The sequence below is a fragment of the Providencia sp. PROV205 genome, from assembly GCF_028479505.1.
Taxonomy (GTDB): Bacteria; Pseudomonadota; Gammaproteobacteria; order Enterobacterales; family Enterobacteriaceae; genus Providencia; species Providencia huaxiensis.
In genome coordinates, this window is record NZ_JAMPNU010000025.1 from 76,823 (window position 1) to 95,665 (window position 18,843).

At 36.6% G+C, this 18,843-nt stretch carries 16 protein-coding genes and 1 pseudogene; 10 read left to right on the top strand and 7 right to left on the bottom strand.

Annotation, left to right across the window (positions count from 1 at the left end; genetic code table 11):
• Positions 1 to 58 precede the first annotated feature (58 nt).
• Positions 59 to 991 (top strand): LysR family transcriptional regulator, encoded by a 933-nt coding sequence (locus tag PR800_RS15580; protein WP_272531122.1) that lies wholly within the window; start codon positions 59 to 61, stop codon positions 989 to 991.
• Between the two features lie 32 nt (positions 992 to 1,023).
• Here PR800_RS15580 and PR800_RS15585 read toward each other — a convergent pair whose 3' ends face one another.
• Together PR800_RS15585 and PR800_RS15590 are read right to left on the bottom strand one after the other, a co-directional pair.
• Complete coding sequence (locus tag PR800_RS15585) at positions 1,024 to 1,146, bottom strand: hypothetical protein (protein WP_267490863.1); 123 nt, start codon at positions 1,144 to 1,146, stop codon at positions 1,024 to 1,026.
• A gap of 40 nt (positions 1,147 to 1,186) precedes the next feature.
• Positions 1,187 to 3,394: an extracellular solute-binding protein gene (locus PR800_RS15590; RefSeq protein WP_272531123.1), complete on the bottom strand. Its 2,208-nt coding sequence runs from the start codon at positions 3,392 to 3,394 to the stop codon at positions 1,187 to 1,189.
• 346 nt (positions 3,395 to 3,740) lie between these two features.
• Between PR800_RS15590 and PR800_RS15595 the strand changes: the two genes are divergently transcribed.
• The 3 genes from PR800_RS15595 (at position 3,741) to PR800_RS15605 (ending at position 6,700) form a co-directional block, all read left to right on the top strand.
• Positions 3,741 to 4,562 (top strand): MBL fold metallo-hydrolase, encoded by an 822-nt coding sequence (locus PR800_RS15595; protein ID WP_195698262.1) that lies wholly within the window; start codon positions 3,741 to 3,743, stop codon positions 4,560 to 4,562.
• 14 nt (positions 4,563 to 4,576) lie between these two features.
• Complete coding sequence (locus PR800_RS15600; RefSeq protein WP_195698261.1) at positions 4,577 to 5,827, top strand: MFS transporter; 1,251 nt, start codon at positions 4,577 to 4,579, stop codon at positions 5,825 to 5,827.
• 159 nt (positions 5,828 to 5,986) lie between these two features.
• Positions 5,987 to 6,700 (top strand): MgtC/SapB family protein, encoded by a 714-nt coding sequence (locus PR800_RS15605; RefSeq protein ID WP_102139469.1) that lies wholly within the window; start codon positions 5,987 to 5,989, stop codon positions 6,698 to 6,700.
• A 90-nt stretch (positions 6,701 to 6,790) separates the two neighbouring features.
• On the opposite strand, the gene hypT is transcribed toward PR800_RS15605, so the two are convergent.
• Entirely contained in the window at positions 6,791 to 7,699 is a 909-nt protein-coding gene (hypT, locus tag PR800_RS15610) for a hypochlorite stress DNA-binding transcriptional regulator HypT (protein WP_102139470.1), read from the bottom strand.
• A gap of 460 nt (positions 7,700 to 8,159) precedes the next feature.
• Between hypT and PR800_RS15615 the strand changes: the two genes are divergently transcribed.
• The 6 genes from PR800_RS15615 (at position 8,160) to PR800_RS15640 (ending at position 15,700) form a co-directional block, all read left to right on the top strand.
• Entirely contained in the window at positions 8,160 to 8,888 is a 729-nt protein-coding gene (locus PR800_RS15615; protein WP_166267777.1) for an aspartate/glutamate racemase family protein, read from the top strand.
• A 70-nt stretch (positions 8,889 to 8,958) separates the two neighbouring features.
• Positions 8,959 to 10,260: an anaerobic C4-dicarboxylate transporter gene (locus PR800_RS15620; protein ID WP_094963063.1), complete on the top strand. Its 1,302-nt coding sequence runs from the start codon at positions 8,959 to 8,961 to the stop codon at positions 10,258 to 10,260.
• A gap of 731 nt (positions 10,261 to 10,991) precedes the next feature.
• Positions 10,992 to 12,065: a zinc-binding dehydrogenase gene (locus PR800_RS15625; protein ID WP_102139472.1), complete on the top strand. Its 1,074-nt coding sequence runs from the start codon at positions 10,992 to 10,994 to the stop codon at positions 12,063 to 12,065.
• Between the two features lie 151 nt (positions 12,066 to 12,216).
• Positions 12,217 to 13,077 carry an ABC transporter substrate-binding protein gene (locus PR800_RS15630; protein WP_375373115.1) on the top strand — a complete coding sequence of 287 codons (861 nt, stop codon included), beginning with the start codon at positions 12,217 to 12,219 and terminating at the stop codon, positions 13,075 to 13,077.
• Positions 13,078 to 13,233: 156 nt separating this feature from the next.
• Positions 13,234 to 14,718 carry a sugar ABC transporter ATP-binding protein gene (locus PR800_RS15635; RefSeq protein WP_102139474.1) on the top strand — a complete coding sequence of 495 codons (1,485 nt, stop codon included), beginning with the start codon at positions 13,234 to 13,236 and terminating at the stop codon, positions 14,716 to 14,718.
• 10 nt (positions 14,719 to 14,728) lie between these two features.
• On the top strand, positions 14,729 to 15,700 hold the full coding sequence (locus tag PR800_RS15640) for an ABC transporter permease (protein ID WP_004905244.1): 972 nt from the start codon (positions 14,729 to 14,731) through the stop codon (positions 15,698 to 15,700).
• A gap of 158 nt (positions 15,701 to 15,858) precedes the next feature.
• Here PR800_RS15640 and PR800_RS15645 read toward each other — a convergent pair whose 3' ends face one another.
• The 4 genes and pseudogenes from PR800_RS15645 to PR800_RS15660 all read right to left on the bottom strand — a co-directional run.
• Positions 15,859 to 16,866 (bottom strand): LacI family DNA-binding transcriptional regulator, encoded by a 1,008-nt coding sequence (locus PR800_RS15645; RefSeq protein ID WP_102139475.1) that lies wholly within the window; start codon positions 16,864 to 16,866, stop codon positions 15,859 to 15,861.
• 223 nt (positions 16,867 to 17,089) lie between these two features.
• Positions 17,090 to 17,884 (bottom strand): sulfite exporter TauE/SafE family protein, encoded by a 795-nt coding sequence (locus tag PR800_RS15650; RefSeq protein ID WP_102139476.1) that lies wholly within the window; start codon positions 17,882 to 17,884, stop codon positions 17,090 to 17,092.
• 42 nt (positions 17,885 to 17,926) lie between these two features.
• Complete coding sequence (locus PR800_RS15655; RefSeq protein WP_102139477.1) at positions 17,927 to 18,313, bottom strand: thioredoxin family protein; 387 nt, start codon at positions 18,311 to 18,313, stop codon at positions 17,927 to 17,929.
• A gap of 304 nt (positions 18,314 to 18,617) precedes the next feature.
• Positions 18,618 to 18,843 (bottom strand): annotated as a pseudogene (locus PR800_RS15660) (VENN motif pre-toxin domain-containing protein); the annotation flags it as partial.

Genomic DNA, 18,843 nt, shown 5'->3' on the forward strand with positions numbered 1-18,843 from the left:
TTTTTTTCATAAAACTCAGGTTCGTTTGTAATTGAGGGTAAATGATAGTATAAACAAAATGAATACTGCTCAATTTAATACAAAGAAAATGAACCTTAATCAATTTGACTTTAATCTTCTAAAAGTTTTATATGCTCTTCTTTTAACATCTAGTACAAAGGAAGCCGCAGCTAAACTCCATATTTCTCCTTCAGCAGTTAGTCATGCACTCAGCAGGTTAAGAGCATCACTTGGCGATCCCCTATTCAAAAGAGAAAATAATAAACAAATTCCAACACCTTTTGCTTTGAGTTTAAAAGAGAAACTTGTTCCATTATTTATATCCCTTAATGATGACCTTTTCACTGAGGCTATAGACGGCTCTAGAACATTTAAGGTTGTTTGTCCCCCAGCTTTAATAGACATTATTACCCCAATACTATCTGAGCAGAGTGAATTAGCTGGTTGTTATATTGAATGCGTAACTTACCAAAGGCGTTCGTGGCGAGATGAAGTTCTAGATGGTTCTATTGATTTGGTGTTCGCTGTTGGAAGTGAACAAAAACCAGTGTCATCCTTAAAATATGAAACAATCGGTGAAAGTAAATTGCTTGTAATATATGGGAAAAATGCAAAACTGGAGTTCAATAATTCCACAGAAATTAGTTTAGAGGAATTAGTTAAATACAAACACGTATATTGTTTACCTTGGTTGCAAGATGAAAATGAATTAGATAGACAACTAAATAGAAGGGGAATGTCTCGTAATATAGGATTTAAATGCCCTGAATACTCACAAGTGATCCCTGCATTGAATAATAGCTCAATGCTTGCAATTGTTCCTGAGCCCTGGCTTCGTAACAGTGGTCTCAAAAATACAGTAAATATTCGAAACCTGCCTGACGATTTGGCATTGGGTCGGTTGTTCATAATGTATCGAAAATCAATGCAACCCTGGAAAAAAAAGATAGTGGCAATACTTAAATCAAAAGCTGGTCAGTATTATGAATAAAACAAGTGGCCTAGCCATGATTTTTCTTATCATCAATCTCCCACAACCATAAAAGTGAATAAAAATGACTGAGCGAAACGCTCTTCATCACAAATTACTTGTGCGAAGAAGATAGCTTGTGCGGATAAAATTAAAAAGTAATGACGCCTTATCATCTGTTTATCCGCTGATTTAAAATACCAATTAACCCGCTATTTACCTCTCACCTTGAGTATCAACCAATAAGCGCTGGTTAATATATTCAATCGTCTCATCTATAGTCATGATTTTATTCACAACGTTAGTAATTCCTTGCCCGATAATGACCTCAGCTTGGCGCAAGTTAAACAACTTACCGTTTGGAATTGAAGATTCACGGATCCCTCGGTTTATTTCTTGGTAAGCAAGGGGCATCCATGGGTAACGATAGCAAACCTCTTGATTATGGCTGAAATCTTGATGATTACTGTTGCCCCCCAATAAAATGAGGTGATCCATTACTATTGGTGAATAAAGCCAACGATAAAATTGTTCTGCATAATGGTTTTTTTGGCTGTAGCGAGAAACACCTAATGCCCCACCGCCCAATTGAGGAATACCCCCAGGCACAGAAGCAAAACCAATTTTAGGGAAAATATCACTATGAGCGACATCGTTAAACAGGTTCATATAAGCAATCAACATAGCAAGTTTTCCTTGCTCAAATTGCTCAACGGATTCACTCCACCATTTATTATGAATATTTTCTGTAATAGAAACTTGATGAAGATATTCACTTAATACCTGACCTGCTAATGGCATTTCTAATCTAGGAATATGGCCATGACTTATTAACCGTCCACCTGCTGCGTAATATCTTAATAAATACTCAGTGGCAATTAACCCAGCGCTGCCTAACGTCGTTGATGCACCAAAAGGCCGTAAAAACTCCCCTTCTTCATGTAGCTCTGTGAAAAATTGAGTTACCTGGTCGTATTCAGTAAAAGAAATGGGAACGGTTAGCTCTTGTCCCGTTTTTTCGTAATACATTCTTCTTAAAATAGGATCTTCGAAGAGATCTTTACGATAAAATAACATTTGTGCACTGGCATCGAATGGCATGGCATATGCTGTATCATTCACCAAACTAAATTTTTGCTGTGTCGGTAAGGAAAAGTTACTTAATAAATCCGTTACTCCATTTCCTATTTTATCCAATGGTTGTAGGATGCGTTCCGCAAACCAAGGAAAACAGGCCATATCAATACGTAGTAAGTCATAATAAGGGTGTAAATGGAGCTGCCCTAATATTTGGTAAACTTCATCATAAGGATAAACAGCTAAATTAACCTTAATTCCTGTTTGCCGATAAAAATGTGGTAGTAGTTTTTTAAGTGCGTTTGTTGAAGGGCTGGGTAAAGTGAGTAAATTTAAGGTTTGATCAGATTCATTGTCAGTAATTATTGCTGGTGTTGCCGTATAAAGGTTGCCACTTTGATTACGAACGTAGACAGTATTCTTCCCCGAAGTTTTCTTTTCGAGATTTTCTCTCATCAGTTCATCGACCACTTCCAATCCTAATTGTGCATAGTTCATAGGAAAACAATGCAACCCTTTTAGTATCGGAGGAATGTTGCCACTTAAAGCAAAAATTGCAGGGCAATCGCCTTCACTTCCAAAAAAACTTGCCTGGGTTAAAAAACTGGCTTTTTCAATATCTTCAGCAACAAATAAATCAGGTATTTGCTCCTCAGAGAAAAAACCAAAAGCCGCCTTATAAGATTCATCATTAGAAGCACGAATAATAATAAATTTTTTATTCGGGGCCTTCTGTTTAAGGTTATTTTGTAACTCACTGACAAAGGTGGCGTGCTCTAAATCGCCATGATCATCACTAAAAATACCCACTAACTGGCTTCGACTTGCCGCAATTTGTTGGCAAATGGCATCAGCTGCCTGAGAGTAATCCAATGTGAAAAAGTGGTAAGCATTTGCAGGCTGACGATAAATAAAAATAATTTGAGAAGCGGTTAATTTTAAGGTGTCAAAATAGATGGTAGCATCCTGCAAACAACTGACTGCCACAACTTGCTTATAACCGCCAGCTGCAATTTTTTGTAATGCATCAAGTTCTGTCGTTTCCAGATCATCCGTCAAAAATAGATCATAAGTTATCTCAGGATACTGGGCCATCGATTGCCTAAATGAATTAAAAAATATTGCATACTTATCAGACACTAATTGCGGTAAAAGTATTGCTACCTTCTGGCTCTTATTGGTTCTCAATAATTGAGCTTGTGTATTTAACTGATATCCCATTTGCTTGGCAGCTTTATAGACTGCTTCAATTTTCTCAACACTCACATTTCCCCGCTTATTCAATACATTAGAAACGGTCCCATGAGAAACACCTGCTAATTTTGCGATATCTTTGATTGTTGCCATTTGTCTTTTTCACCTTGATTGTTGCTACCAATAGCATACCTGAATTATTCATCGCGACTACCGATAATTGTTTTGAACGTTCCATAGAAAATCAGTTTACAAAACAAGCTAATAACATAGATATTGCAGTTTTTACCCATTTCTTAACCAATTAAAACAAAAATCAATTAAATCAATAACATGAAAAATATTTTTTGAATGAGATCACTGAACAAAGTAACAACTATTGGCAAAGCAAACCCTCGATATTATTATTGGAACGTTCAAATTAGCTTGTTTTTTGTTTGAACATCAACATCAGGGATCAAAAAACCCAAAATAAAACAATAAAATACAGGTAATTATTATGAAACTTCACTTTTTAGGCACCGCGGCTTCTGAAGGTATACCAAATCCTTTTTGCCGTTGTGAGCACTGCCAGAAAGCAAGAGAACTTGGGGGAAAAGATATTAGAACCCATTCTTCCGCGATTGTGGATGATCTTATGCTGATCGATGTTTCCCCGACATTTAGCTATCAGCTAATGCGTGATGGAATGGACGCAACTAAGTTTGAAAGTTTACTATTTACCCATACCCACCCTGACCATTTTAATGTCGGCGATTTATTCAGCCGCATGGAAGGTTATGGTTTTGAAATTCACCATCCATTACATATTTTCGGTAATGACCGAGCAATTAATGGCTGCCTTGATGTTCTGCCTGGCTACAGCAAAGAGCGTTTCGATTTCCACTGCTTAATCCCTTTTGTCACCGTCGAAAGAAATGGTTATAAAATTACGCCATTACTCGCAAATCATGCTAAATGGGAATTGTGCTACGTCTATCACATTGAAAAGGATGGGAAAACCATTTTTTATGGACATGATTCAGGTTGGTTCCCTGAATTAACATGGAAATGGCTAGAAAATAAACAGCTTGATATTGTCGTATTTGAATGCACTTACGGACTCAATGGGAAAAATCGTACAGATAACCACATGAGCCTAGAAACCGTATTTGCCGCTAAAGAAAAACTACAACAACAAGGTTGCCTGCATTCAGAAACTCAAATTGCTGTTTCACATATTTCCCATAGTGGCAAATTACTTCATGGTGAATTAGAAGCGGTTTGTGCGCCTTATAATATCCGCGTTGCTTATGACGGATTAACGCTAGAAGCACATTAAGAGGAAAACTAATCATGGATATGAAAATAACCTCTCGCTTACTGATTATGATGTTTGTGCAATATTTCATGCAAGGCGCATGGAATATGACCATGGGACTTGTGTTAAGTACTTATGGGATGGCAAATATTATTGGTAATGCTTACGCTTTATTAGGCGTGGCAACCATTATTTCTCCTTTATTTATTGGTATGGTTGCAGACCGCTTCTTTGCCTCACAAAAGGTAATGGGAACACTGCATTTAATTAATGCGGTCGTTATTCTATGTGTTCCTCAATTTATTGAGGCACAAAATAGCGGTATGACCCTGTTTATGATTTTTATTATTGGGCTACTGTTTTATCCAACAACTGCACTCTCTAATAGCATCAGCTTCTCTCATATCAATGGCGTGAAATATTTCCCTATTATTCGTGTATTCGGTACATTTGGTTTTATGGCTATCGGATTTATATTAGGGGAAATGGGCTTCTCGGGTAGTACCATGACTTGGTATATTGCATCCGCTGTTGCTGTATTACTGGGTTTCTACTGCTTTACTTTGCCAAATACACCACCAAAAGCGAAAGGTAAGCCTTTCTCCGCTAGAGATATTTTATGCTTAGATGCACTTTCATTATTTAAAGACCGCTATTTCGCTATCTTAATGTTTAGCATCTTTGTATTAATGATACCCAAAACAGCTTACTCCGCTTATATTCCTGTATTTATTAAAACACTTGGATTCGATAATGCGGCATCTATCATGCAAATTGGTATTGCATGTGAAGTCCTGTTTATGTTCGTTCTGTCCTTCTTCTTAATGAAGTTCGGTTTCAAAATTACCTTACTTCTTGGCGCGGTGAGTTGGATTATTCGCTCAATATTATTCTCCTATGCTGCGGTAGATTCCGGTTTTTACTTCATTATTATCGGATTGATGCTTCAAGGATTATGCTGGGACTTCTTCTTTACTGCCGGTGATATCTATGTTGACCGTAAAGCAAAACCTGAGATACGAGCACAAGCTCAAGGTTTACGCTTTATTGTTTCAAATGGCTTCGGTTTGCTATTTGCTTCAACAATTTGTGGTGAAATCTTTAATTCAACTGTCACAGAGACGGGTAGCGCGGCATTACCACAATGGGAAACATTCTGGCATTACCCAGCTATCGTCGCCGCTGTTGTCACTGTTTTCTTTATCTTCTTCTTTAAAGATGATGTGTCTAAAAAGAAAAATAACGAAGGTGAAAAAGCAGTAAGTAACGTTGCTATACCCAAATAATTCGAGTTGCAGGTAGGCGACAAGCGAAGATAGACGGGGAATAGAGATAAACTATGTGGCTCGGCTAGCTGAGTGTAGTCAACACCGCTGCAACTTGAGGGGTTACGAGTATACACAGTAAAAACCAAGGAAAGAGTAAGCCTACGCCAGGAGCAAGCCATGGATTTATTTATACAGTTTGTTGACACCATTGGCCCTTTATCACTATCAAGTATCGCTAAACTACTGGCCGCCTTTGTTTTAGGCGGCTTAATTGGCTTAGAACGTGAATCAAAGGGAAAACCTGTTGGTTTTAAAACTTGTGTCATTATCGCCGTTGCCAGCTGTTTATTAACTATCGTTTCTATTCAGTCAGCGGAGTATTACGCCAATATCTCTGACAATATACGTAGCGACCCGATGAGATTAGCTGCACAAATAATTAGTGGGGTGGGATTTCTAGGCGCTGGGGTTATATTACATCGTCGCGATGATGCAATCTCAGGTTTAACAACAGCAGCCATAGTTTGGGCATCAGCCGGTGTTGGAATAGCCTGTGGCTCAGGGTTTTACTGGCATGCTGTCATCGTTACAGTTCTTTTTTTCTTAGCAATACAGCTCAGCCCGCAAGTTGCGTTATTTCAGATGAAAAATCAAAAATTAGGAAAAATAAAAGTTCGTATGTTATTTACTCATGAAAAGGGGGTTCCCTTACTTATTGAGTACCTAAAAAGTCACAAAGACTTAATTGAGAATCTCACCATCAGAGATATCAAGAAAGAGCGCGTCGAGGTAAATTTAAAGCTATTAGTACGCCAAAAAATCACTTTACCTGAATTTTACTGTTCCTTAAAACAGTTAGATTATGTGCATTCTGTTTCTCTAGATCACTAACCCTCTTCTTTTCAAGGTGCTATCTTTTCATATGAGCTTAAATAACCTGCTTACATTCGCAGGTTATTTACCTATAAATTACCTTTCCCACTATAAATTCCGTAAATCCTCTGGAATATTCTTTTTCAAAATGCGCCAGAAGTCCTCTGCGGTTTTATTTAGTCGTGTATCCATGCGATAGATATACGCTTGGATAGGTATTGTTAATTCAGGCGTATCCAAACAAACCAGTTTTTTTTCTTTCAATTCATTCACTACGGAATAAATGGGTAACCATGCAATGCCATGGCCATCCAAAGCCATATTTTTTAGTAACTCACTCATTGATGACATAAAAAGTGTTTTCGAATTGATCGCACCAAACTCACTTAACCGACGATTAACTAACCTTCCCATATATGAAGCACTGGTGTAATTCAGCAACGGCACTTGAGGTTGATAGATATCAAATAGCGGCTTACCATGCTCATCCGCTGCACAAATTGGGTATAATTCAGATTCAAATACATTCAATGAGGAAAATGGAGATTGCATTAAATCCTCATCATAAAATGAGATAATAAAATCACTTTTTCCTTCTCTCAATGCGTTCACAACTTGTACCACATCAATGGCTTCAACATGGTAAACAAACTCCTCACCGTAACCAGACAGCCCATGAACCAATTTAGGCAGTAATGTCAGTGACAACGAATGAGCGGCGGCAATTTTAATATTCGGTAGGCTCAATACATTGTGACCGGATAGTTCATTTAAGTTACATTCCAGTTGTTGTAATAAACTACGCGCTTGAGAATGAAAAATTTTGCCCTCTTCAGACAACTGTAAAGGGGAAGTCGTTCTATCAAATAATTCAACGCCAATGGCTTCCTCTAAAGCTTTAATACGACGGCTAAATGCGGGCTGAGAAATACTCCGCTGTTCTGCTGCATGAGAAAAATGTCGACATGATTCTAGAGTTAAAAAATCATATAGCCATTTTGTTTCTATATTTTTCATCTTATTAAGCCTTAAATTGACTTGCTGTTAAAATATAAAAAACTAAAAGTATTTTTATTGATATTTTGAGTTAATGACTAGTTAAATAACAAAGCTAAATTTGTAATAGCGTTATTTGTATTATGCATAGCCCTACCATTTAAAACATTAACAAAAATCAAAAATAATTTTCATTTAATTTATTTAATTCATAAAACCTAGTCTATTCAGGCCTTCAGAGCAATTTATAAAAATATTTTTATTTTGAATGAAAGTTCTTAATGCGTATCTTGCATCAAACCATACTTACTTGCATTTCTCATCCAAGACAAACATTGATAAATATTAACCACAAGTTAAGCAGCAATAAGTAAGTTAATAATCACTTGAATATTAACCAATATGTTAAATAAATGAAGAAAGATAAGCATTTATTGATTTTTATTTTATAAAAAGGCTAATGAAATGCAGGGGTATTAAAATGAAAGGTTTAATTGGTGTATTAGGTGGTATGGGGCCTGCCGCTACTGTTGATTTATTTAATAAATTTGTAAGCTATACCGTAGCAAATAGAGACCAAGAGCATATCCCTTTAATTATATCATCTATTCCTGATATACCAGATCGAACAGAAGCGCTATTAAACCATGGTGAATCACCTTTACCTTTAATGACTGACTATTTAAAGAAACTAGAAAGTGCCGGGGCCGAATGTATTGTTATACCTTGTAATACAGCACATTTTTGGTTTAGTGAACTAAAAAAAGCTTGCCATGTCGACATGCTAAGCATTGTTGAGACGACAATGAAAGAAGTACTAGCAACCAAGAAAAAAAATATCGGATTACTTGCAACAAATGCCACTATGTATATGGGACTATATCAAAAAAACATAGAGAATAAACATTTAAACTGCATTACTCCTGATAAAAAAAGCCAAGAAAATGTAATGGAAAGCATTTATTTATTAAAATCAGGAAATAAAAAAATTGCTGAATCCATTATGAAACAGCAAGCTGAAATTTTATTTTCCCGAGGTGCCGAAATTATTGTACTTGGCTGCACCGAGGTTCCCGTCATTCTTGAAAATGAAATTAATAGTTATCCAGATAAATATATTGACTCAACCAGCTCATTAGTCAGAGCAAGTATTCACTGGTATGAAAACAGAGTCGGAAAACAAAATTTAATGATAAATAAAAATATTTAACTTATATCAACTATCAAAAATTAATTTTTTAATATTACTAATGACAATATATTGTCTATTGGAGACGATTATGGTTTGGCTAGAAATCATTGTTGTATTAGGTGCAATATTCTTTGGTATACGCATGGGCGGAATAGGTATAGGACTCTGCGGTGGGTTAGGATTAGCGGTATTAACTATCGGATTTGGTTTACCTATAGGTTCACCACCTGTTGATGTTATTCTGATTATTATGACGGTTGTGGTAGCAGCATCTGCATTACAAGCTGCGGGCGGGATGGATTATCTAGTCCGCCTAGCCAGTAAATTTATGCGTAAAAATCCTAAGTATCTAAACATTATAGCGCCAATCACCACTTGGGTGATGACTATCATGGCTGGTACAGGTTTCATTGTGTTTTCTATGCTGCCTGTGATAGCAGAAATTGCGAAAGATTCGGGTATCCGACCATCTAGAACATTAGCAGGCTCAGTGGTTGCCTCACAAATTGCTATTTCGGGCTCTCCAATCAGTGCAGCAATGGCAGCGATGTTGACAATCATGGAAGGTAATGGCATCACTTTTATCGTTGTCATGTCAGTATGTTTACCCGCCTCTTTTGTTGCTGCCATGGTTGCCGCTTTTATTGCATCACGTCAAGGCTGCGAACTTGAAAACGATGAGGTCTATTTAGAACGTTTACAAAAAGGCTTAGTTCATAAATACGAAGAGAAAAAAGGCGAGAGCACAACGAGAGAAAAATTCTCTGTTGTTCTATTCATTATTGCCACGATTGCTATCGTGATCCTCGCTGCATTCCCACAATTACGTCCTGGTTTTGATATCGGTAAGCCGATGGGAACACGAGATATCATCATCATTTGTATGCTAAGTGCAGCATGTTTGATGGTGGTTTTCTGTAAAACATCACCTGATTCTATTGTATTAGCACCAACATTCCGCTCAGGAATGAGTTCTCTTGCAGTGATCCTCGGAATTGTGACATTAGGTACCACTTTTGTTGATGCCCATATGGACCAAATCAAGGCCATCGCGGGAGATGTATTATCTGCATATCCTATTTTATTGGCTTTAGTTCTGTTCTTGACCTGTGCCTTGTTATATTCACAAGGTGCCACAACACCGTTAATTATTCCATTAGCCATTGCCTTAGATGTCCCGACATGGGCAATATTGGCCTCTTTTGTCGCCGTCACCGGGGTATTTGTCTTACCCACTTACCCAACATCATTAGCTGCCATTGAATTCGACTCTACTGGGTCTACTCGAGTCGGAAAATATATTTTAAATCATCCCTTTATGTTACCAGGGCTAGGTGGAATTATTGCCGGTGTCGCCTTCGGCTTTATCATTGCACCAATGATTGTCTAGCACTAGGGTGTGAGTCTCCCTCACACCCTTTACGCTGTAATAAAATGATTTTATTGACAAAATGAAGTTAAACTTTGGCTCTATTTAGCTTTATACTTTGTTTAATTGGTAAAATACAATTACGAGGTATAAAGCTATTTTTTTTCATACCTATAGGTATATCTGCAAAAAATATTATGACAGCGTATCAAAATGGCTCATTACTCTATTTAATTTTTTAAATTAAATTTTATAAATTAAAAATAATGGCCTATTAGCCATTCAATATCTCTTTATTAAATGTAGTTTAAATTTGTTTTCATTCAAAAGTGTGAGCTGAAATGTTTTTGCATGAATTATCCGCTTCTGAAAATAGTTAAAATAATTATACTCGGCTTCATATTCATTTCTAAAAAAACAAAATAAGGAATGAATTAAGATTTTTATCATGATTTTCATCATGTTACAGAGTCAGTTTCGGCAGTCTCATTTCCCAATGAAAGTACTCAATTAAGTGACTAAAATTAGGGCTTGAATCACAAATTTTAGTTTTTAAGATACTTACTTTCAAAAATGACGACGTCGTCATATTAAAAAAAATTTATTTTATCTATAACATTAAATAACCATTTTTCTTACATACATACATTGTTCATAGTTAAGCGTTAAAAAACTAAAGCAAATGCGTTATAAAAAAACGCTTAATGTTGACGTCAACATTAGGGTTAACAACTAGAAAGAGGTCTTAGAACATGAGTAACCTACCTGAAAAAATGAAAGCGGTTGTTTGTCATGGTCCACATGATTATCGCTTTGAAAACATTAAAAGGCCGGCACCAGGATTTAGAGAAGTTGTCATTAAAGTTGATGGATGTGGGATCTGTGCTGGCGACTGCAAAGCCAATGATGGCGCTCAGATGTTCTGGGGAGATGATCCATGGATAAAAGCCCCCGTTGTTCCTGGCCATGAATTTTACGGACGTGTTGCTGAACTTGGTGAAGGTTCTGCTGAAAAATTTAAATTAAAAATAGGCGACCGGATCTTAGCTGAGCAAATTGTCCCATGTTGGGAATGCCGTTTCTGTAAATCAGGCAAATACTGGATGTGTGAAACCCATGATATTTACGGTTTCCAAAAAGAAGTTGCCGACGGTGGTATGGCTGAATATATGCGTTTTTCAGAACGCGCCATTATCCATAAAATCCCTGATGAACTGTCTGATAAAGATGCCGCATTAATTGAGCCAATGGCTTGTGCTATCCACACTGTACGCCGTGGTGATATCGATTTAAATGACGTCGTCGTCATTGCTGGTGCAGGCCCACTAGGGCTGTGTATGATCCAAGTCGCCAAATTAAAAACACCGAAAAAACTGGTTGTCATTGATGCGATTGATGAACGCCTTGAATTAGCAAAAAAATTTGGTGCAGATGTCGTTATCAACCCACTGAAAGAAGATGCCATTAAGCTAGTCAAAGATATGACGGAAGGCTATGGCTGTGACGTTTATATTGAAGCAACGGGCGCGCCTATTGGTGTCACTCAAGGGCTAGAAATGATCCGCAAACTTGGCCGTTTCGTGGAATTCAGCGTATTTGGTAAAGAAACAACGGTTGACTGGTCAATCATAGGTGACCGCAAAGAACTCGATATCCGCGGAGCTCACTTAGGGCCATATAGTTATGAAGTCGCTATTGACCTATTTAGCCGTGGCTTAGTTAGCGCTGATGATATCGTTACTCACTTCTATTCCATTGATGATTGGGAAGAAGCCTTTGTCATGGCGAAATCGGCAGACTCAATTAAAGTCGTCATCAAGCCATAAACATGTTTTAACTGGTAGTAATAATTGATAATTCAAATAAACACTAAATAAGTAAAAACCCTACATATAATTAAACGCTCTTTTAGGAGAACATCTTATGCTGAGTAAATTTAAAAAGTTAGCTGTAGTTGCAAGTGTACTGACTTTAGGTATGACATTTAACGCTACCGCTAAGCCAGTTTCAGTGGGCATGTCATTTCAAGAATTAAACAATGAATATTTTGTCACCATGAAAGAAGCCTTAGAGAGCGCAACGGGTGATATGGGCGCACAACTATACATTTCTGATGCGGCTCATGATGTATCAAAACAGACCAGTGATATCGAAGATATGTTACAGAAAAAAATCGATATTCTGTTAATTAACCCGGCAGATAGCGTGGGTGCTGAAACGGCTGTACTGGCAGCGAAAAAAGCGGGAGTTGTTGTTATCGCTATTGATGCCCAAGCAAATGGCCCAATTGACTCTTTCGTTGGTTCTAAAAACTATGATGCTGGCTTAATGGCTGGTAAACGTTTAGGTGAAGCATTAGGCGGCAAAGGCGAAGTGGCAATTTTAGATGGTATCCCTGTTGTGCCAATTCTTGAGCGCGTTCGCGGCTTTGAAGCGGCGATGAAAGAATACCCGAATATTAAAATCGTAACTAAATTGAACGGTAAACAAGAACGCGATACCGCAATGAACGTGACAGAAAACATGTTGCAAGCAAACCCAACGCTCAATGGGATTTTCAGTGTTAACGATGTCGGTTCTTTAGGTGCGTTAGCTGCGATTGAGTCCTCTGGTCGTGATGTCAAATTGGTGAGTGTTGACGGTTCTCCTGAAGCAGTTGCTGAAATTGCCAAAGGTAACTCGCCATTTATTGCTACTTCGGCGCAATTCCCTCGTGACCAAGTTCGTATTGGTTTAGCTATGGGCTTAGCAAAATACTGGGGTGCCAATGTCCCTAAAGAAGTCCCAATTGATGTTAAATTGATCGACAAAACCAATGCTAAAGACTTTCACTGGTAATCGTTAGTTATCAATAACCAATGTATTGCACCTGTATTTCTGATGTTCGGTGCAATACATTTTCATAAATATTAATTATTAAATGCATATTGGAATAAAAATTCCAAATGGCTTTGTTACCCATTTTTAAGCAGTTGAGAAATATAGGGAAGCAATATGATGCAATTATTAGCATTAAAAGATGTCAGTAAAACTTTCCCTGGGGTTAAGGCGTTAGATAATATTAATCTCTCCCTAGAAAAAGGGGAGGTTCACGCATTATTAGGTGAAAACGGCGCAGGTAAATCAACGCTAATGAAAGTGTTATGTGGAATACATAAACCTGATAGCGGACAAATTCTGATTGAAGGCAAAGAACACACCTTTCATAACTACAGAGATGCAATAAAAGCAGGCGTAGGTATTATTTTCCAAGAATTTTCTCTTATTCCTTATTTAAATGCTTTTGAAAATATATTTTTAAATAGAGAGTTGAAAAATAAGTTTGGTTTATTAGATAGAAAATTAATGCGAAAAAAATCGCAGGAAATCCTAGCTGAACTGGGTGTAAACATTAATATTGATGAGCCCATTAGTCATTTAAGTATTGCAGAACAACAGTTTGTTGAAATCGCAAAAGCACTGTCTTTGGATGCTAAGATTTTAGTGTTAGATGAGCCAACTGCGACATTAACACCCAATGAAGCAAACCATTTATTCGATGTAATGCGCGATTTAAAAGCTAAAGGGGTTGGAATGTTTTTTATTTCCCACCATTTAGAAGAGATTTATGAAATCTGTGACACCATCAGTGTACTACGCGATGGACAATATATAGGGTCGCGTAAGGTCGATGAAACAGATTTAGACGTTATTATCGAAATGATGGTTGGCCGTGAAGTTGAAAATATTTACCCTCATAAACGCCAATTCAACGAGCAAGAAGTCATCTTAGATGCGGAAGTTCAGCGTTTTTCATATAGCCCAACTAACCACCTTCAATTAAAAAAAGGTGAAATTTTAGGGCTTGCTGGATTAGTCGGTTCAGGTCGCACAGAAACTATTCTTGCCATGATTGGTGCTGATAAGGCTTACAAGAAAAAAGTTGTTTTAGAAGGCAAAGAAGTTAAAGTTAAATCAGCTGCGACTGCACTGCAATTAGGTATCGGTTTATTACCAGAAAGCCGAAAAACTCAAGGACTTGTATTGCCATTTTCCGTTAAAGAAAATATATGGCTAAACAATCACGCTCAAAAATTATTTTTAATTCAAAACAAAAAAGAACTCACTTTATCTATTGATTTAATTTCCCAAGTAAAAGTTAAAACACCAGAGCCTCACACTGCAGTTTCTACTTTAAGCGGTGGAAACCAGCAAAAAGTTGTTATTGCTCGCTGGCTAAATAAACAAGCCAAAATTCTTATTTTCGACGAACCCACTCGAGGTATTGATGTTGGGGCAAAATCAGAAATTTATCAATTAATGCGCTCTCTAACTGAAAAAGGAATTTCCATTATTATGATTTCATCGGAGCTACCAGAAGTTATTGGTGTCAGTGATAGAGTTTTGGTTTTTCGAGATGGTGAAATTGCCGCTGAGTTAACTGGAGACGAAATAAACTCAACTCAGATCATGGTACATGCGGCCGGCAATATTATATAGGATAACGACTATGTCTAATCAAAGTGCAATTCCATTAACTAAAAATAAATTTAGTTTTTCTAAGCTAACAAAAATACCTGCATTTTTACCACTCGTTGGTTTAATTCTTTTATTTGTCTGCATGTCCATTTTTAATGAACATTTTTTAACTGTAAATAACCTTTCGACAATTGCTCGTCAGGTTTCTATTAATGCCATTATCGCTATCGGTATGACATTTGCTATCTTAACAGGTGGAATTGACTTGTCCGTTGGTGCTGTTATGGCGCTTTCTGGAACCTTGATGGCAGGCTTAATGAAGTATTATGGAATGGACCCTTACGCCGCAATTGCTCTGGGTTTATTATCCGGTGTTGCTTTTGGCTTCATTAATGGAATTTTAGCCGCTTATGGTAAAATGCCACCAATTATTGTCACCTTAGGCGCCATGATTATTGCTAAAGGGCTAGCCTTAATTTATACCGGTGGCTACCCAGTGTCAGGATTACCTCAAGAGTTTGCTTTTTGGGGACGCGAAGAATTAATGGGAATTCAAGTTCCTATTTTATTAATGCTTGGCCTTTATCTTATTTTCTATGTTGTACTAAATCATGTCTCTTTTGGCCGTTATATTTACGCCATTGGTGGTAATGAAGAAGCTGCGCGCCTCAGTGGTATCCGCGTTGAACGTTATAAAATGTTAGTTTACGTCATTAGCGGTTTTACTGCTGCATTCGCTGGGTTAATATTTACCTCTCGAGTAATGAGTGGGCAACCCAATGCAGGGGTAGGCTTTGAGTTAGATGCGATTGCTGCGGTCGTACTCGGTGGCGCCTCAATAGCAGGAGGCCGTGGTATGATCATTGGCACACTCATTGGCGCAATGATCTTAGGTGTACTTAATAACGGTTTAAATTTATTAGGTATTTCACCTTATGTTCAATATATTGTAAAAGGCCTAATTATTTGGGGTGCGACATTAATTAGCTCAATGAAACGCTAAATTAATAGTCCTTCATCGCCATTAAAATAGGCAGGTATCGCTACCTGCCTATTTACATTTTTCATGCTTCAAATTGTATGGATGTCGATTGCACTTACATACAACTCGAATTCTTTAGAGTATATAAAAATCATAACCTACTTTAATTCTAAATATTATTAATAAACAACAAGTTTTCCATCAACAAATATTTGTTTTGTTTTATGATCTTTATGTGAATCTCGCTCTATCTCAGAAAATAATAACTCTGTTGTTAATTCACCAAGATATACCGAATCATGATGTACACCAGAAATAGATAAATGGTAAGTATCTGCATAGGGTGGTAAATCTACAGAGAAATAACGGCAAGAAAGTCCTAGTTCTAAAATAATTTTATACATCCCTGCCGTAATAATTCCATTCAGCCCAACAATATACATATTAGGCGTATAAAGCTCTTGAACTTTTTTTCTTAGATAATCTTCATCATTCTTATTAAACATATAACTGCTGTATAAGACATTAATATTTTTTCTATTTGGAAAGTTTTCATATATACCCGCTAAACGAGACAAACTAATTTCAGATCCTTCAGGCCCTGAAACAATAAGTGTATTTTCACTATTTTGCTGGTTAAGAAACTTTCCTGTTAAAGCGCCAATTTCAAAGTTTTTCAAAAACAATCCCGAATACTTATTCTGATAACCATAAATTGAACGGTCAACAAAAACTAAAGGCACATTATGTTGGTCAATTAATGATAAGTAACTTGGTTGATAGTCTTTATCATCACGAACTGGCGACAGTAGGATCCCACTCGCTTTGTAGCTGACTAACGTTTCGATTGCTGTTTTTTCTGCTTTTTCATCGCTATCTGAATCGAAAATCATGACTTGATAGCCTTTTTCTTTCGCTAAACGTGAGACCGTTTGAATCAGTACGACATAAAAAGGGTTAAATGTACTATCAGTAACCACACCTATTATGCGGCTATTTTTATTTTTCAGATTACGTGCAAAAAGATTTGGCACATAATTGAGTTCTTGCGCTATAGCTAATATTTTATCCCGAGTTTCCTTCTTTACCATCTCAGGATGATTAAATGCCCTAGAGACAGTAATATCCGTTACATTAGCACGTTTAGCTATATCAATTATCGTTGTTGAGCTATCTTGTTTTGTCATAATTATACTAGTCAACCTTTAATGATTACCCAGAAGAATATATTAGTAATCCATTGCACTATTATCAGGGTAGAAAAATGCGATGGTTCATTATACCTTTTTGAGCTTGAAGATAAATCAATTTCACTTTCTTTAAGAAGAATAAGTGACTGATAATTCAAAATAGTGACATACAGCATAAATTATAAAAATTTAATTAATAATCTGATATTTGAAATTTATTTCAAATGACATTTAACTCAATTAATACTGATGAGATCAATCCTAAAGCGACAAAGATGACAACACTTGAAAATAGCATTTGAATGGTTTTATTAGAAATATAATGTGTTATTAACCGACCAATTAATAATCCAATGACACATGAAACAATAAAAACAACACTAATTTCTCTAGGATATTGGAACCCATTCCAGACATTAATGAAAATACTAATACTACCAATACAGAAAATAACCATTAACGATGTTGCAATAATGCTCTTCATATTCAAATTAGTGAACTTTCGCAATGCAGGAACAATAATAAAACCACCACCGACACCTAGCATACCAGTAAGTAACCCTGTAATGACACCAATCCCCCCAAAGATTAACGCTGTTTTAGTGTTCCAAATAAATTTCCCAGTTTCAGTATTAATTAAACAATGTGCATCATTTTGCTCATCAACCCTATTGAAAAATATACGCCCCCCGACATAAAGCATAACAAGGCTAAAAATAAGAGTTAACCAAACTGGAGGAACAATATGGGCAAGATAAATACCATACTTGGCAGAAGGAATACTCAGTAGTGCTATCCAAATAGCCGCTTTATAGCGAATATTCTTTTTTATAAGCCCTTGAATAACACTAATAAAAGCCGCTATTGTAATAGCTAAAAGCCCGACAGGTGCAGCTAATGCTACACTCCAATCTTGGCTTGCCATTAAAGCAGGAACAGCAAGAATTCCCCCGCCAGCTCCCGTCAAACCTAGTAGACAGCCTATCAATAACCCTTCTAATATCAGTATTAACATTATGAATGTCTTATCATTATTATTAAATATATTCGCTGAATATTAACGCTTACTGAGCGTTTTTTCCAATTCCATTAGTACCTTATTAAATGGCATTTCTCCTGCAATAATATCGATTAACCGAGTATCTTGAAAAACCGCAATTGTCGGCACTGATTTTATACCATATTGAGGTGCCAAAGTAGGAGATTGAGCAATATCAACAATGCCAAAAATGATGTTATTTTCTTGAAAATATTCAGAAAGTTTAGTAAAAATAGGTTTCATATTTTTACAAGGCAAGCACCAAGATGCCGAAAAATAAACGACAACCGTCTGATGGCCTTGCGACCCTAAAGGGTAAAGTATATTTGAGAAATTATCACTATCTAGTGATAAGATATTGTGCATTATATGCTGCCTTTTTATCAATTTATCCTGAACTAACATACAGAAACAATATACTAGATAATATACCACTTCTTATCCATTAGTTGATCAATATTAATTAAATATTTCATTATTCTTATTTAAGATAAATAAATTGTTAAAATAGTTTTCAAGCACCATCAACACTTATATTAATCTATATTTTAAACGTTATAGCAATCATATTATTTAGCAAAATATAAATATTTTTATAATTAAGCCATACTCTTCACACTTATTAAAACCTTTAGTTTTTTTATTTAGATTATGGCAGAAAGGCATCTGACGGATCTCAACGAAATCCAACTGCATGAGTATGGCAAGTTCAACTCTTTAGCTCCTTAACATAACATTTTCCAAATGGCTGATCACGGTGCGTAAAGCACGTGGTTTTCCCTTTGTTATTCACATTGGTCAACAAGGAGCCTGCGGCATTACTCGCGAGCTGGTCTGCAAATGGAGAACCACCTGTGCTAAAGCCGCCACTTTGGCTATCCACCTTGTACTCAGCTTTATTTTTGATATCCCCAAAGCCCAGCGTGCCCGTATCC

Bases quoted from the DNA above. Each gene is read 5' to 3' on its own strand.
- PR800_RS15580 (WP_272531122.1), top strand. From the start codon at position 59: ATGAATACTGCTCAATTTAATACAAAGAAAATGAACCTTAATCAATTT.
- PR800_RS15585 (WP_267490863.1), bottom strand. From the start codon at position 1,146: ATGATAAGGCGTCATTACTTTTTAATTTTATCCGCACAAGCTATCTTC.
- PR800_RS15590 (WP_272531123.1), bottom strand. From the start codon at position 3,394: ATGGCAACAATCAAAGATATCGCAAAATTAGCAGGTGTTTCTCATGGG.
- PR800_RS15595 (WP_195698262.1), top strand. From the start codon at position 3,741: ATGAAACTTCACTTTTTAGGCACCGCGGCTTCTGAAGGTATACCAAAT.
- PR800_RS15600 (WP_195698261.1), top strand. From the start codon at position 4,577: ATGGATATGAAAATAACCTCTCGCTTACTGATTATGATGTTTGTGCAA.
- PR800_RS15605 (WP_102139469.1), top strand. From the start codon at position 5,987: ATGGATTTATTTATACAGTTTGTTGACACCATTGGCCCTTTATCACTA.
- hypT (WP_102139470.1), bottom strand. From the start codon at position 7,699: ATGAAAAATATAGAAACAAAATGGCTATATGATTTTTTAACTCTAGAA.
- PR800_RS15615 (WP_166267777.1), top strand. From the start codon at position 8,160: ATGAAAGGTTTAATTGGTGTATTAGGTGGTATGGGGCCTGCCGCTACT.
- PR800_RS15620 (WP_094963063.1), top strand. From the start codon at position 8,959: ATGGTTTGGCTAGAAATCATTGTTGTATTAGGTGCAATATTCTTTGGT.
- PR800_RS15625 (WP_102139472.1), top strand. From the start codon at position 10,992: ATGAGTAACCTACCTGAAAAAATGAAAGCGGTTGTTTGTCATGGTCCA.
- PR800_RS15630 (WP_375373115.1), top strand. From the start codon at position 12,217: ATGACATTTAACGCTACCGCTAAGCCAGTTTCAGTGGGCATGTCATTT.
- PR800_RS15635 (WP_102139474.1), top strand. From the start codon at position 13,234: ATGATGCAATTATTAGCATTAAAAGATGTCAGTAAAACTTTCCCTGGG.
- PR800_RS15640 (WP_004905244.1), top strand. From the start codon at position 14,729: ATGTCTAATCAAAGTGCAATTCCATTAACTAAAAATAAATTTAGTTTT.
- PR800_RS15645 (WP_102139475.1), bottom strand. From the start codon at position 16,866: ATGACAAAACAAGATAGCTCAACAACGATAATTGATATAGCTAAACGT.
- PR800_RS15650 (WP_102139476.1), bottom strand. From the start codon at position 17,884: ATGTTAATACTGATATTAGAAGGGTTATTGATAGGCTGTCTACTAGGT.
- PR800_RS15655 (WP_102139477.1), bottom strand. From the start codon at position 18,313: ATGTTAGTTCAGGATAAATTGATAAAAAGGCAGCATATAATGCACAAT.